We start from the raw sequence: 14,040 nt of genomic DNA, 5'->3' as shown, positions 1-14,040 counted from the left end.
GTGGCGGGCAGATATGGCGACCTGCCCACGACTGTCTATCACAAACTTAACAAATCTTTAAAGCGAATTGCTTGCCGCCGGCTTATTTCGATTTTGTCGCCCCCACGTAACGTAACGAGCAAGCCCCCGCTGAACCAGGGTTCGATCTTCTCGATCCATTGGAGGTTGATAATGTGTTTGCGGTTCGCCCGGAAGAATGTTGCGGGATCAAGCCGGTCTTCGAGTGCGTTCAGCGACTTCAGGACAAGCGGTTTCTGGTCATCAAAGTATAATCGCACGTAGTTACCCATTGATTCAAAAAGCCGCACTTTTCCCAGCTTAACAAACCAGCATTTCTCCCCATCTTTTACGAATACCTGGTCATTTTCGCCCAGCACTTTAGCGGCTGTACCGGTCGACGAACCAGACGGTTCGGGCGCTGCGTGTTCTTCCTCAACCCGGTGAATCGCTTCGGACAAACGCGCCAATTCGACAGGTTTCAGCAAATAATCCAGGGCATTAAACTCAAAGGCTTTGATGGCATATTCATCGTAGGCCGTTGTAAAAATCACTTCCGGCGCTTTTCCTTCGATCGACTGCAACAGTTCGAACCCGTTTTTGCCCGGCATCTGAATATCCAGAAACAGGAGATCGGGATCCAGTTCGTCAATCATGGGAAGAGCTTCATCGGCATTGGCGGCTTCGCCGATAATCTGAATCTTAGGGAAGTTCTCGAGTAATCGGCGCAGTTCGTTACGTGCCAGCCGTTCGTCGTCGATGATGAGGGTTTTCATATGGGAATGGTTACTAGAAAAGGCAAATCTCCGATCTTAACGCTGATCGGTCAACAGGTCAGCGCTGGAACGACGCCGAAAAAGAGTCTCGGACTGCGCAGGAATGATAATTTCAGCACAAACTATGGGTTCTCCATTTTCGCCCTCGTCCTCCTGCTCAATGTTGAACCGGGCCTCGGGGCCGTAAAGCAATTCGAGTCGCTGAGCCGTATTGGCTAGACCAAAGCCGCCCGACGCACCTTTGTCACCCAGCACGCCCGTGTTCCGGATAACGATACGCAGCTTATCCGCTTCGATGGATGACTGTACCGCCACAAATCCGCCACCAACGGCCTTCGACACGCCATGTTTAATCGCGTTTTCAACCAGCGTCTGTAGCATCATGGGCGGCACCTGCCAGTAGAGCGTCCGACCATCGAGTTCAATCTCCGACCGTAGCCGATCTTCGTACCGTACTTTTTCGAGAGCCAGGTAATCCTCAACCGTTTTGACTTCTTCGCGCAGTTCAACAGTTTTCCGGCGGTCGGCTAACAGCGAGTTTCTGAGCAGATTGGATAGTTGCGTAATACCCTGCTGTGCTTTGGTTGGATTTTCGTAAACCAGCGCCCGGATGCTATTCAGCGCATTGAAGACAAAGTGTGGATTCAATTGGGAACGTAACACTTTAGCTTCCGTTTCGCGGATGCTGGTTTTCAACAGGATCTTTTCGATTTCTGCGTTGCGGTTCTGTTCCAGGTAATTGTACACCGTATAACTAAGCACCCAAGCCAGCATCGTTTTTCCCCAGCTAAGAATGTAGCCAATGACCGGCCAGGGTTCTTCAACGAATTTATCGGGCACAATTCGCCAGTCGACCGGCATGTTAATCATCGTCATAATGATCGATAGCACAAACACGGAGAAAAGCACCCGTGGAGCCAGTTGCACAAACGGAAGCTGTACCCACCGCCACCGCTTGATCATCAACCGATACAGGTGCGTTAATGTAATCCCCAGGAAGATATTGGCCAGCGCGAGGTAAAACGTATCCGCGTCAAAGCCATACTCCAGCAGGTAAGCCAGATACTCCACCAGAATGAGAAGCGTCCAGCCAAACAGCTGACAAAACCAATATATTTTCTGTTTGGCAATCCCCATTTGCTAAGCGCACATTTTCGTACGATTAGCGAATATACATCATTCCCCGGCAAACGGATGGGATACTACATTAAAGGGGAATAGAAAGGAGGAAGGGAAGAAAGGGAGGAAGGAAAAAAAGAAGAGGGAACAAATAAAGAGACAGGCAACCGCGCTTCTCTTTTCCTTTACTCCCTCTCCTCCTTCCTTTTCTCCTCTCCCCTACGCCATCGCCAGCGAAAGCAGGTGCGAGGTATCGTTGGCAAGCTCAATGGTAAACTCCTGACTATCGTAATCATAACGGAGTTTGTAGAGACAAACATTACTATGTTCGAACTGATCCATGGCCGACAAAGACCGGTTAACCATCCAGGAAAGCAGAATTCGGATGGCTCGTCCATGCATAGCAATCAGAATCAGCTCCTCGTCGGTACGCGACAGAATGTGTTCGATGGCTACTTTCTGTCGTACCATCACTTGATCAGGACTTTCGCCATTATCGGTTGGCAGGGCGGTGTTCCCCGACGACCAGGCTTCCATCAGCCCCTGATAGTAGGCGTTGTCTGCGTTGCCCGGCACTTTACCTTCCATAATACCCCAGCTAATCTCGTTGAGCCCCGGCAACTGCTCGTACGGGATTCCCAGCTCGATGAATGGTTCGACAGTTTGCACCGTGCGTTTTAGAGCAGAGGTATATATTTTCTGGAAAGGAACATGCTGATAGGCCTGAAAGAAAGCCATAGCCTGCGCACGGCCCATATCATTCAGATCAGCGTCGATACCGCTTCCCTGGACAACACCCCGCCGATTGTAATCGGTTTCTCCGTGGCGAATTAGATAAATTGTTTTTTGCATCAACCGTAGAACATTGCCGATTGGCAAATTTTCCCAAATTTGACCGCAAAATTACGCAAAACCTGCTCATAATGAAAGCCGATTTCGATCTAACCAACCTGGCCTTTACGCACGTCGACTCTCTCGTTAAACATCTGGGCATCGAGTTTACCGAAGCAGGCGAAGGCTATCTCATTGCCCGTATGCCAGTCGATGGCCGCACGCACCAGCCATTTGGCATTCTGCACGGTGGCGCTTCCGTTGTACTGGCCGAATCGCTGGGGAGTGTAGCCTCCTGGATGCTGCTTGACGATCCGAAAACACAGCAGGCGGTGGGTTTGGAGATTAACGCCAATCACATCCGTCCGGTACGTAGCGGCTGGGTCTACGGTCGTTGTACCCCTATTCATGTAGGCCGAACGACTCATATCTGGGATGTGCGCATCACTGACGAAGCCGACAAACTCGTGTGCATCAGCCGGCTAACGGTCGCGATCGTTAGTCGCCAGTAAAACTGATTTTGTTTACCCTACCATCATCAAACCGAGTGACGATGGCTTGAGTCCCTGACTTTTCCTTACCTTCGCACTCTTAACAAAGCGATTGCACTACTGCTTTTGCAGTGCATCAAACAAACCGTTTATGCAACAGAAAATCCGGCGCGAAGATGCTCTCGACTACCATGCTAAGGGACGTCCGGGGAAGCTTGAAGTAGTTCCCACGAAAGAATATAGTACACAGCGCGACCTCTCTCTGGCCTATTCGCCAGGCGTAGCGGAGCCTTGTCTGGCCATCGAAGCCAATCCCGATGACGCGTTTAAGTATACGGCCAAGGGCAACCTGGTTGCTGTTATCAGTAACGGGACAGCGGTGCTAGGGCTGGGCGACATTGGTGCTCAGGCCAGTAAACCCGTTATGGAAGGGAAAGGTCTGCTGTTCAAAATTTACGCCGACATCGACGTATTTGACATTGAGCTGAATACCAAAGACGTCGACGAATTTACCCGTACCGTCAAGGTTTTGGAGCCAACGTTCGGGGGCGTCAATCTGGAAGATATTAAAGCACCGGAATGCTTTGCCATTGAGGAGAAGCTAAAAAAGGAGCTGAACATTCCGATCATGCACGATGACCAGCACGGTACCGCTATCGTAAGTGGTGCAGCCCTGCTGAACGCGCTGGAGATTGTCGACAAAAAGATCGAGGAAACGAAGATTGTCTTTATGGGAGCCGGTGCGGCTGCTATTTCCTGCGCGCGGCAATATGTAGCCCTGGGAGCGAAGCTGGAGAACATTGTGATGTTCGACGTCAATGGACCCCTGCGCGCTGACCGCACTGACCTGACCGACATCACCCGTCCCTTTGCCACGACTCGCGACATTCAATCCATCGCTGACGCGTTTGAAGGAGCCGACGTATTTGTGGGCTTATCGAAGGGCAATATCATTAGTCAGGATCTGATCCGGTCGATGGCCAAAGACGCGGTTGTCTTCGCCATGGCGAACCCGAACCCTGAAATTAGTTACGACGATGCGATGGCCGCCCGGCCTGACATCATTATGGCAACGGGTCGCTCGGACTATCCCAATCAGGTGAACAACGTACTCGGTTTTCCCTATATTTTCCGGGGGGCGCTGGACGTTCGGGCAACGGAGATCAATGAGGAAATGAAGCTGGCCGCTACGTATGCCCTGGCGGAACTGGCAAAAAAATCGGTTCCCGACATCGTCAACCGGGCCTATGGCGACGCCAACCTGATGTTCGGTCGTAACTACATTTTGCCCAAACCTGTCGATCCGCGGCTGCTGACGTGCGTTGCTCCAGCCGTTGCCAGAGCCGCCATGCAATCAGGCGTAGCCCGGCAACCCATTGAAGACTGGGATGCTTATGAACAGCAGCTCGCCCGGCGAATCGGCCAGGACAACCAGATTTCGCGGGGTATCCTGAACCTGGCGAAAGCGAATCCAAAACGGGTTGTTTTTGCCGATGCCGAAAACATTAAAGTACTGAAAGCTGCGCAACAGGTTCGCGATGAAGGCATTGCACACCCCATTCTGCTGGGTAACGTTGAAACGATTCAGAAGCTGATTCTGGACAACAGCCTTGACCTGGGCAATATTTCGATTATTGATCCGCGCGCTCCCGAGCAAAGCGAACTCATCAAGCGATTCGGTGATGTGTACTTTGCCAAGCGGCAACGTAAAGGCGTCAGCGCCACCGAAGCGGAGAAAATGATGTACTACCGCAACTACTTCGGCGCGATGATGGTCGAAACGGGCGAGGCCGACGCGCTGATCTCGGGTCTGACCCGCAGCTATCCGGATACGATCCGTCCAGCGCTGCAGATCATCGGCAAAGAACCGGGCGTAAAGAAAGTCGCTGGGATGTACATTCTGCTGACCAAACGCGGTCCGCTGTTCTTTTCCGACACCACTGTTAACTTCAATCCAACGGCGGAAGAGATTGTAGAAATCACCGAGATGACCGCTCGGGCCGTAGAACGTTTCAATATCAAGCCCCGCATCGCACTGGTGACGTATTCCAACTTTGGCAGCGCCAAAGGCGAAGATGCGGAGAAGATGAACAAAGCGGTCGAGATCCTGCAACGGAAACACCCGGACATGATCGTCGACGGGGAAATTCAGGCTCACTTGGCGTTCGACCGGGAGTTGCTGAAGCAGAATCATCCGTTCAGCAAACTAGCCGACGAAGGTGCGAATACGTTGATCTTCCCGAACCTCTCGGCGTCGAATATTGCCTATAACCTTATGTCCGAAACGGCGGGATTCGATACCATTGGCCCCATCCTGCTCGGTATCAACAAACCGGTATACGTGCTCCAGCTTGGTTCGTCCGAGCGCGAAATCGTCAACATGGTTGCCATCGCCGTCGTGGAAGCGCAGGGGAAATAGAAAAATTAGGGAGGAGAGGAGGAAAGGGAGGATGTGGGAAGGGAATAGACGTAACAATATCTATTTTTTTCACTCTTCCTCCCTTTCCTCCTCTCCTCCCTTTCCTCCTTTTCAAACTATGTCACGCATTTTAACTGGTATTCAGAGTAGCGGGCGACCGCACCTTGGGAACATCCTGGGGGCTATCAAACCCGCGATCGATCTCTCGAAACAGCCCGGCAATGAGTCGTTTCTGTTCATCGCCGATCTTCATTCATTAACCACCATCAAAGACGGTGATCAGCGTCGGGAGTTTATCCGCGCCGTAGCCGCTACCTGGCTCGCTTTTGGTCTCGATACTGAAAGGAATACGTTCTGGCGGCAGTCACGCGTTGCGGAGCACACAGAACTGTGCTGGTACCTGAACTGCTTTACGCCGTTTCCAATGCTCAATAACGCAACGTCGTTCAAGGAGAAGTCGGACAAGTACAGTGCCGTCAATGCAGGCCTGTTCGTGTACCCCGTATTGCAGGCGGCTGATATTCTGCTGTACGATGCCGAAATTATTCCGGTTGGCAAGGACCAGCGGCAGCACATCGAAATGACCCGCGATATTGCCAGCGCGTTTAATCACCAGTACAACGACGAAGTGTTTGTTCTACCCGAAGCCCGGATAGACGATCGGCTGATGACCATTCCAGGCATCGACGGCCAGAAGATGAGTAAGTCGTATAATAACTACATCGACCTATTTCTGCCCGAGAATGAACTGTGGAAAGTAGTTAAGAAGATCAAGTCCGACTCGACCCCGCTCGAAGAACCAAAGAATCCGGATACCGATATTACGTTCCAGCTGTATTCACTACTGGCATCAGACGAGCAGGTGGCTGAGATGCGTCGGTTGTATGAAAGTGGTAATTACGGTTACGGTATGGCCAAAAAAGCCCTCTACGAATTGATTATTGATCGCTTCGCTACCGAGCGCGAACGTTTCAATTACTACATGCACGAAAATCCCGATGCGCTGGAAGCCGAACTGCAAGCTGGCGAAGAAAAAGCCCGTGCTATAGCGAAAAAGACCATCCAGCGGGTTCGCGAGAAGCTGGGTTACAATTAGCCCTATTCGTCAATAGCTGTACTAGCCAGTCGGGTGCTGTTTTTATAAGAGGTATCACCCGACCGGTTATTTTTAAACCATATCCTGGTCAAACTGACCGTTGTTTCTATTCCTATGCTCAATCTTGGCTTTGCGTCGGCGATCCTGGCAGACTATGATTTAAACGGCGTATTAAAATTTGCTTCCGAAAACCGCTTCAAATGCGTTGAAGTGATGTGCTGGCCCGCTGATAGTAGCGACGCACGCCGTTACGCCGGAGTTACCCACATTGATGTGGACAACCTGGATGTAGCGCAGGCAAACTCCCTGGTTCAGCAACACGGCGTGTCGATTTCCGGTCTGGGCTACTATCCTAATCCACTCGATCCAGATCCAGCAAGGGCTGAATTTTTTCGGGAACATATCAAGAAAATCATTCGGGCAGCCGCCAAACTGAATGTGCCCGTCGTGAATACGTTCATTGGCCGGAACCCGTCGCTGAGTATCACGGATAATCTCAAGCTCTACGCTGAACACTGGCCCGCGATTGTAAAGGTTGCCGAAGAAAATAACGTAAAGCTCGGCATCGAAAACTGCCCGATGTGGTTTACGGACGACGAATGGCCGGGCGGCAAAAATCTGGCTACGACACCGGCCATCTGGGACCGCATGTTCGAAATTATCCCCTCGCCTATTCTGGGACTGAATTACGATCCCAGCCACATGATCTGGCAGATGATGGACGAGGTAAAACCCATCTACGACTACCGCGACCGGCTGCACCACATTCATCTGAAGGACGTAAAGCTCTACCGCGATAAGCTGAACCGCGTGGGTATCATGGCGAACCCGCTGGAATACCACTCGCCCAAGCTTCCCGGTCTCGGCGACGTGCGCTGGCGCGACTTCTTTGCCGCCCTCACTGACGTTCGCTACCGTGGCCCGGTTTGTATTGAAGTGGAAGACAAAGCCTACGAAGGTAGCCCTGAAGATGTCCAAACGGCGATCCTGACGGCTCGTAATTATTTGGGGCAATTTCTGGTTTTGTAGATACTTATCGATCAAGGCTTTCAGTGATCCTGCCAAATAAACCCAGTAAAGAGCTAGAAGTCAACGTCTATAATCGTTAGTTATTAACAAAAACAGATTATAGACGTTGACTTCTAGCTCTTTACTCAAACCCAAAGTACCCCGCAATCCTACGATATGCCGGCACGTCAACGTTGTGCTTCTGAGCAAGCCGGACAATATCGAAAATGAGCTGTTCGCGTTCATCAGGACTCCCTCGCTTTAGGTCTTTTTGGAGAGAAGTGGTGAAGTCGGGAGACAGACTGTTCAGAATAGCGAAATTATCGGCGACTATATCAGCTTTTATATTCAGGTTTGCCCCTTTTGCCAGCGCATCCAATTCTAAGAGCAAGGCCTTGAACAGTTCCCGGTATTTACCCGGCTGCTGCAAGTCAGCGGCTTGTTTGCCATCGTAAGCGGCCGCGCAGGTAAAAGCCGACGTAAAGGTCAGCTTTTTAAAGATCTCGCTTGTGATCGTTGAGCTGTATTGGATTGCGATACCACTCTCCCGAACGTCGGCCTCCATCTGTTCGCGTATTGACTGACAACTGTCGTCAGGATGATTCAGTCCGTATACAATCCGGAATATTTTGTTGTTCTGACTTACCTCGCCCGGTCCCGAAAGAAAGCCCGTTACGTACACGCAGCCATCATACACCTGTCGGTCTGGCAACGCAGCTCGTAGGAAGTTGCCCGCTTCGAGTGAGTTTAGAATGGGAACAATCAGCGTATCGTTACGGCTGGCGTTACGCAACATCGGGATGATATCGGGCAAGTTATATGCCTTTACGCAAACAAAAATCACGTCGAAGGTCTCCTTGCCGATTTCCGCTTCAGCCTTGGCTTTTATCGTATCGACCGTAAATGGTAGCTCACCGTATGTCTTGATGGTTATCCCTTTCTGTTGAATAGCCCGCAAATGGTTTCCTCGCGCAATCAATGTTACGTCCTTACCTGATCTGGCCAGATAACCACCGATAAGCCCTCCTGTCCCCCCTGCGCCGACAATTACGTATTCCATGCCTATTACTTGTGATAAACTTGATCGGCGAAAACTACTACTTATAAAACCAACGACGGTTACCTGCCTCCAGTTTTGACCAGAACATCCTCTTTTAAAAATCTTTCCGTTGCCAATGACTCGACGATTACTGAACAAATCACCGACTTTACCTGGACGCCTAAAAGCATTGTCCTACTGATATCTGCCTCGTTTTCCTCTACCCCTTTCCCGCTTATCTTTGCGCTCCATGCGCGAAACACTCAATCAACTCGATACGGACTTATTTCTGTGGCTGAATGGCATTAATGCTCCCTGGCTCGATACAATCATGATCTGGGTTACGGAACGTAACCACTGGTTTCCGTTCTACGCCGTGCTGGTTTTCTGGCTTATCTATCGCTTCCGGAAATTATCCGTCGGGTTAATTCTGACGATTGTTGCCGCTGTGGCTCTAGGCGATCAGTTATCCTCATCGTTATTCAAACCCTGGATTCACCGGCTGCGCCCCTGCCACACACCAGGCGTTGAGGAAAAAATCCATCACATCCTCGGCTGCGGAGGGCAGTTTGGTTTTGTCTCGTCGCACGCGGCTACTACGTTCGCCTTAGCCACTATCCTCTGGCTCCTATTAGGCGACCGGTACACCTGGCTTCGCTGGACTTTTCTGTGGGCTGCCTTGGTCACCTACAGCCGTATTTACGTGGGTGTGCATTACCCGCTCGACATACTGGCAGGCACCGGAGTCGGCGTTTTTTCAGCCTGGGTTTGTATGCGGCTCTATCATCGAATACCCCCTCGTTTTCGGATTGCATCGCCGGAGGCAATTTAATCTCGAAAGAATCTTTGGAGCAGTTTCGGCAACCCTACGCTTTTTTCCGTACCTTTGCGGGAAATTTGCCTGGCATCAATGGCGTCATTCAATCCAGTAAAAATTTTCTCAGGTAGCCAGTCTAACTACCTGGCCGAAAAGATTGCTCACCACTACGGAAAGGAGTTGGGCGGTTATACCTGTCGCCGATTTAGCGACGGCGAGATGTCGCCCAGTTTCGAGGAATCAATTCGGGGCTGCGACGTATTTCTGATTCAGTCGACACCCCCTCCGGGCGACAACCTGATGGAGTTGCTGTTGATGGTGGACGCTGCCCGTCGGGCATCAGCCCACTACGTAACGGTCGTTATTCCTTACTTTGGATACGCCCGGCAGGACCGGAAAGACAAACCACGGGTGGCAATTGCCGCTAAGCTGGTAGCCAATATGCTGGCTGCTGCGGGCGTTGACCGGTTGATGACGATCGATTTACACGCGGGACAGATTCAGGGCTTCTTCGACTTTCCCGTCGATCATCTGGAGGGTACCTCTGTCTTCGTTCCGTACATTCGTAGTCTGGAACTGGACAATCTCGTTATCGCATCGCCGGACGTAGGTGGCGCTAACCGGGCGCGCACGTTTGCCAAGCATTTTAACGCCGACATCGTCCTTTGCGATAAGCACCGCAAACGGGCTAATGAAATTGCCTCCATGCAGGTTATTGGGGACGTTGAAGGGGCCAATGTCGTACTGGTCGACGACCTGATCGACACCGGTGGTACGATGGCGAAAGCAGCCCAGATTATTCTGGACAAAGGAGCCAAATCGGTGAGGGCGGTGTGTACGCACCCCATCATGTCGGGGAAAGCCCACGAAACCATTGCCAACTCCGTCCTGGAAGAACTGGTTGTATCGGACTCGCTACCAATCAGGGAAACGAATCCAAAAATTAGAGTCTTATCTGTATCTGAACTGTTTGCTAAGGCCATTGGCCGGATTCGCGATCACGAATCCATTAGCTCACTGTTCATACGGTCATAACGATATACCGGGCGCCCACGCCCGGTTCTCCTAAAACAAAGGCCGGTAGTGGGCTACCGGGCAACCAAGTAAAATGGAAAAAATCGAGATTGTAGGGTATCAACGAGCGAATCTCGGCCGTACGGAGTCACAAGCTATTCGGGCCGAGGGTAATGTTCCATGCGTATTGTACGGTGGTGACGAACAAATCCACTTCTACGCACCGGCTATCCTGTTCCGGGAACTGGTTTACACGCCAAACGTGTACGAAGTTCTGCTGAACATCGAAGGCACTGAGTATCGGGCGATTCTTCAGGAAACCCAGTTCCACCCAGTAAGCGACGTGCTGCTGCACGCTGACTTCCTGCTGGTAACTGATGGCAAAATGGTTAAGGTAGCTGTTCCCGTTCGTCTGGTCGGTACGGCTCCTGGCGTACAAAAAGGGGGTAAACTGGTTACCCGCGTTCGGAAACTGCGCGTGAAAGGTACGGTTGAGAACATCCCTAATTACATTGATGTAGACGTATCTGGCCTGGACCTGGGTAAGTCGGTTCGTGTTGGTCAGATTCCAGTATCAAACATCGAACTATTAGAAGCCGCTTCTAACCCAGTGGCTAGCATCGAAATCCCACGTGCACTGCGTGGTACGGTCAAAGGTTAATAATAACCGCTGATCAACTTTTTTTACGACAGAATCCCTTTCGTCTCATGAGACGAAAGGGATTCTTCTTTTATAAGATTGTATTTAATTATCTTTTAATTGATGTCGCTACATGATTTCTAACTTTTTTTCGCATTTTTGCAACAGAACAAGATTTGGTAACGTATAGCTAGTAATTGAGTAGTTTTACCAGCCCTTGTCGATAAGAATTAGAGTCAAATAAATATATTAGACGGCAGGCACTTTCTGTTAGGTGTTAGGCGTTAATTAGATATAGAGCCAGAAATGGCGAAAAAGGGACAGTAAATAAGAAAGCAACAGCTGCTTATTGCGCTCTAAAAGAAATTGCTTAGTTTAGCATAACAATCCTTTACAAAGGGAAGGTTGAACATCAAGATTCGGCGGCCGCCCGGTCGCCAGTCTTGAAATGGTGTGGATAGAAGCGGAAAGCCGCCCCGAATTTCGGAGCGGCTTTTTTGTGTTCTTTCAAAAATTCTTCTCTTTTCAGCGTTTCTAATCGTTGTCTATGATTCCTCCATCTCTCTTTGCCGGGGAAACAGTCTACCAACAGGGTCAGCTATGTCTTACCTTGGATAGAACTATGCAGCCCGCGGCTCTAGCATTGCTACAGCGAACCACTTACGGCACCAATGGTATTCGCTACACTCAGACTGGGCAAGATCAAAAGCTCTCCCATCTATACAATCCTCTGTTTTTTCACCTTTACCAACAGAATGAGTTAGTGGGCATTTATTGTCTGGATGGCCGTGAAGTCGCCCTGACAGGCACTCAACACCTGTCAGCTTACTATGGCCGCTATCTGGCAATCGATGAACAGCACAAGGGTAAAGGATATGGGCATTTACTCAAGTCTCAGGCAATAGCCTACATCGAGCAAAAAACGCACAACGCTCATCTGTATTATTCTTATGTCGAAGAGAAAAACAGTCGCTCGATACGTATCTCGCAGGCGGAAGGTTTTGTCTCAATCGCTATGTTGAGTACCTATATCTTTCGTCGGTATAGTCCCCACATCGATTCGCGGTTTCGTCCAGCCCGCGCCGATGAGCTGCCAACGATTACCAAACTACTTGAACAGGCGTATGCACCCTACGCACTTTGTAGTCTGGGACGAGTTGGCTACCGGGGGAATTATTTTGTCTTACAGGAAGGGAATGAACTAGTAGCTGGTATTCAGGCCAATCCAGTACGTTGGCAGTTTGCTCAAATGCCAGGTCTTAGCGGTTGGCTAACAATGAATCTCCTACCACGAACATCCATTACCCGACGTTTTTTCGACCCAGCGAACTATACTTTCGTCGTTCTGGAGGGACTTTATCTCAGACCAGGCCGGGAGGAACAGCTACCTCTTTTACTGGAGAGCGTGCTGGCTCATTTCCGTCTACATTCGGCCTTGTGGCAGTTGGACGAAAAAGATCCCATCCGCGCGCTGCTATCCAATCAATCGATGGGTCTATTGAGCGGTTACCAAAAAGGTGTGCGCACTCATGTGTTGGTCAAACCAGTGAATATTTCACTGGATCAGCTAGCAATTGGCGCTCCCGTTTACGTTTCTAGCTTTGATTTTGCTTAATGAAAGAAACCCCCTATATCCATCCCAAGCCTTTGGCTTAAAGCCTGATGGCTTAGCAAAATCAGCTTCCTGATTACGTATCCATTACGAATAATTAGCCATAATCGTTACGTAGCGACAAGTGCGCAAACACACTCGACAAGTTTACTTTTTCTTCCGAGTTTGAAGCTGCCGCAGAACAGCCTGCAATTGCTTTGGCTTGTTCATATATGGCGATAAATCAAACAAGGAAACCCGACGAAACTCAACCGGGTGGCTTTCGCTTTGCAACGAGATGTAACCAGCACTGAGTATTTGTCCATCCTTCTTCACTGCCGGATCATAATGGATGACGTTTCCGCCACCAATCTGCGGTTTGGCGTAAGTCAGTACCGTATCTCCCTCGACAATATGATGGATCAACGAGTCGCCCAACACCAGCGCTTCAGCCCGAACCCATTGGCTGGCGGGATAGGTCTTTGACTTGGAATCGATGCAATGTGGTGTAAAGAGTTTGCCGTCGAGGACAACGTTGGTGCCGGGGGTACACAAGTTAGCCGTGTACCGTTCGTGCTGGCCATCTCCGCCTAGTAGCTGCATTTCCATCGAAATCGGGAAATCCTGTTGAACGCCCATCGTTTCGGGCGCCTGTCCGTGTAACATGGCTCCGCTATTACGAATCGCCCAGCCGGGCCCGCCTTTTACCTGCTCTCCCGTAAACCGATATTCCACGACCAGCAGGTAGGCAGAGAAAGGTTTCTTGTAAAAGATATGGCCGTACTGTTCGTCAAAGGCCGTGTACTGATCGTAGCGCACAACCATTTTTCCATCCTCAATCCGGAACGTATTCCCATAATTATCGCCCACTGGATGACCAGTTATCTTGACTTTCCAGTCGTTTAGATCTTTCCCATTGAATAATTCAATCCATTTTCCAGACTTGGTTCCAGATTGGGCTATCGCCAGCGTCGTATGAATAATAAGTACAGAGAGCAGACCAAGTCGCATGACAGCAAGGGTTAGGTTACGGAGTGCAAAGAAAGCACATGCGACCGTATGTGGGCCGACCTATCGAGACTTGTTCGGCCCTATTGTTAAAAATTGTACTGAGGATCGAAGCTTTCATCATCCATTGCCTCATGTATATCTGTTCATTCTACCCATAACCGGCCCAGCGACTTCACCTACAAGTACGAAAA

13 protein-coding genes are annotated in these 14,040 nt (G+C 50.3%); 8 read left to right on the top strand and 5 right to left on the bottom strand.

What is annotated here, in order from left to right; genetic code table 11:
* Nucleotides 1–38: 38 nt before the first annotated feature.
* The 3 genes from ACYVAD_RS16230 to ACYVAD_RS16220 all read right to left on the bottom strand — a co-directional run bounded on the left by ACYVAD_RS16230 (nucleotide 39) and on the right by ACYVAD_RS16220 (nucleotide 2,747).
* A complete protein-coding gene (locus ACYVAD_RS16230) occupies nucleotides 39–773 on the bottom strand; it encodes a LytR/AlgR family response regulator transcription factor (protein ID WP_461140558.1) in 735 nt (244 codons plus the stop codon).
* 36 nt (nucleotides 774–809) lie between these two features.
* Nucleotides 810–1,904, bottom strand: coding sequence for a sensor histidine kinase (locus ACYVAD_RS16225; RefSeq protein ID WP_461140774.1), 1,095 nt, complete (start codon nucleotides 1,902–1,904; stop codon nucleotides 810–812).
* Between the two features lie 207 nt (nucleotides 1,905–2,111).
* The gene (locus ACYVAD_RS16220) at nucleotides 2,112–2,747 is read right to left on the bottom strand and encodes a histidine phosphatase family protein (RefSeq protein WP_461140557.1); all 636 of its coding nucleotides are present in this window, start codon (nucleotides 2,745–2,747) and stop codon (nucleotides 2,112–2,114) included.
* A 68-nt stretch (nucleotides 2,748–2,815) separates the two neighbouring features.
* On the opposite strand from ACYVAD_RS16220, the gene ACYVAD_RS16215 reads away from it, so the two are divergent.
* The 4 genes from ACYVAD_RS16215 to ACYVAD_RS16200 all read left to right on the top strand — a co-directional run bounded on the left by ACYVAD_RS16215 (nucleotide 2,816) and on the right by ACYVAD_RS16200 (nucleotide 7,758).
* Nucleotides 2,816–3,235, top strand: a complete 420-nt coding sequence (locus ACYVAD_RS16215) for a hotdog fold thioesterase (protein WP_461140556.1) — start codon at nucleotides 2,816–2,818, stop codon at nucleotides 3,233–3,235.
* A gap of 130 nt (nucleotides 3,236–3,365) precedes the next feature.
* Nucleotides 3,366–5,633, top strand: coding sequence for an NADP-dependent malic enzyme (locus ACYVAD_RS16210; protein WP_461140555.1), 2,268 nt, complete (start codon nucleotides 3,366–3,368; stop codon nucleotides 5,631–5,633).
* Nucleotides 5,634–5,751: 118 nt separating this feature from the next.
* Nucleotides 5,752–6,729 carry a tryptophan--tRNA ligase gene (trpS, locus tag ACYVAD_RS16205; protein ID WP_461140554.1) on the top strand — a complete coding sequence of 326 codons (978 nt, stop codon included), beginning with the start codon at nucleotides 5,752–5,754 and terminating at the stop codon, nucleotides 6,727–6,729.
* 114 nt (nucleotides 6,730–6,843) lie between these two features.
* A complete protein-coding gene (locus tag ACYVAD_RS16200) occupies nucleotides 6,844–7,758 on the top strand; it encodes a sugar phosphate isomerase/epimerase family protein (protein WP_461140553.1) in 915 nt (304 codons plus the stop codon).
* A 121-nt stretch (nucleotides 7,759–7,879) separates the two neighbouring features.
* Here the strand turns inward: ACYVAD_RS16200 and ACYVAD_RS16195 are convergent, their stop codons facing one another.
* Nucleotides 7,880–8,797, bottom strand: coding sequence for a ketopantoate reductase family protein (locus ACYVAD_RS16195; RefSeq protein WP_461140552.1), 918 nt, complete (start codon nucleotides 8,795–8,797; stop codon nucleotides 7,880–7,882).
* 229 nt (nucleotides 8,798–9,026) lie between these two features.
* On the opposite strand from ACYVAD_RS16195, the gene ACYVAD_RS16190 reads away from it, so the two are divergent.
* From ACYVAD_RS16190 to ACYVAD_RS16175, 4 genes are all read left to right on the top strand, one after another.
* A complete protein-coding gene (locus tag ACYVAD_RS16190) occupies nucleotides 9,027–9,608 on the top strand; it encodes a phosphatase PAP2 family protein (RefSeq protein ID WP_461140551.1) in 582 nt (193 codons plus the stop codon).
* A gap of 78 nt (nucleotides 9,609–9,686) precedes the next feature.
* A complete protein-coding gene (locus ACYVAD_RS16185) occupies nucleotides 9,687–10,628 on the top strand; it encodes a ribose-phosphate pyrophosphokinase (protein WP_461140550.1) in 942 nt (313 codons plus the stop codon).
* A 73-nt stretch (nucleotides 10,629–10,701) separates the two neighbouring features.
* On the top strand, nucleotides 10,702–11,268 hold the full coding sequence (locus ACYVAD_RS16180; RefSeq protein WP_461140549.1) for a 50S ribosomal protein L25/general stress protein Ctc: 567 nt from the start codon (nucleotides 10,702–10,704) through the stop codon (nucleotides 11,266–11,268).
* A gap of 601 nt (nucleotides 11,269–11,869) precedes the next feature.
* Entirely contained in the window at nucleotides 11,870–12,862 is a 993-nt protein-coding gene (locus tag ACYVAD_RS16175; protein ID WP_461140548.1) for a GNAT family N-acetyltransferase, read from the top strand.
* A gap of 144 nt (nucleotides 12,863–13,006) precedes the next feature.
* Here the strand turns inward: ACYVAD_RS16175 and ACYVAD_RS16170 are convergent, their stop codons facing one another.
* Nucleotides 13,007–13,849, bottom strand: coding sequence for a 3-keto-disaccharide hydrolase (locus ACYVAD_RS16170; protein ID WP_461140547.1), 843 nt, complete (start codon nucleotides 13,847–13,849; stop codon nucleotides 13,007–13,009).
* Nucleotides 13,850–14,040 lie beyond the last annotated feature (191 nt).

The organism is Spirosoma pomorum (assembly GCF_054776615.1).
Note: the sequence above shows the minus strand (reverse complement) of the source record. Positions and strands in the feature narration are given on the sequence as shown.

Bases quoted from the DNA above. Each gene is read 5' to 3' on its own strand.
- ACYVAD_RS16230 (WP_461140558.1), bottom strand. From the start codon at position 773: ATGAAAACCCTCATCATCGACGACGAACGGCTGGCACGTAACGAACTG.
- ACYVAD_RS16215 (WP_461140556.1), top strand. From the start codon at position 2,816: ATGAAAGCCGATTTCGATCTAACCAACCTGGCCTTTACGCACGTCGAC.
- ACYVAD_RS16210 (WP_461140555.1), top strand. From the start codon at position 3,366: ATGCAACAGAAAATCCGGCGCGAAGATGCTCTCGACTACCATGCTAAG.
- trpS (WP_461140554.1), top strand. From the start codon at position 5,752: ATGTCACGCATTTTAACTGGTATTCAGAGTAGCGGGCGACCGCACCTT.
- ACYVAD_RS16200 (WP_461140553.1), top strand. From the start codon at position 6,844: ATGCTCAATCTTGGCTTTGCGTCGGCGATCCTGGCAGACTATGATTTA.
- ACYVAD_RS16195 (WP_461140552.1), bottom strand. From the start codon at position 8,797: ATGGAATACGTAATTGTCGGCGCAGGGGGGACAGGAGGGCTTATCGGT.
- ACYVAD_RS16190 (WP_461140551.1), top strand. From the start codon at position 9,027: ATGCGCGAAACACTCAATCAACTCGATACGGACTTATTTCTGTGGCTG.
- ACYVAD_RS16185 (WP_461140550.1), top strand. From the start codon at position 9,687: ATGGCGTCATTCAATCCAGTAAAAATTTTCTCAGGTAGCCAGTCTAAC.
- ACYVAD_RS16180 (WP_461140549.1), top strand. From the start codon at position 10,702: ATGGAAAAAATCGAGATTGTAGGGTATCAACGAGCGAATCTCGGCCGT.
- ACYVAD_RS16175 (WP_461140548.1), top strand. From the start codon at position 11,870: ATGCAGCCCGCGGCTCTAGCATTGCTACAGCGAACCACTTACGGCACC.
- ACYVAD_RS16170 (WP_461140547.1), bottom strand. From the start codon at position 13,849: ATGCGACTTGGTCTGCTCTCTGTACTTATTATTCATACGACGCTGGCG.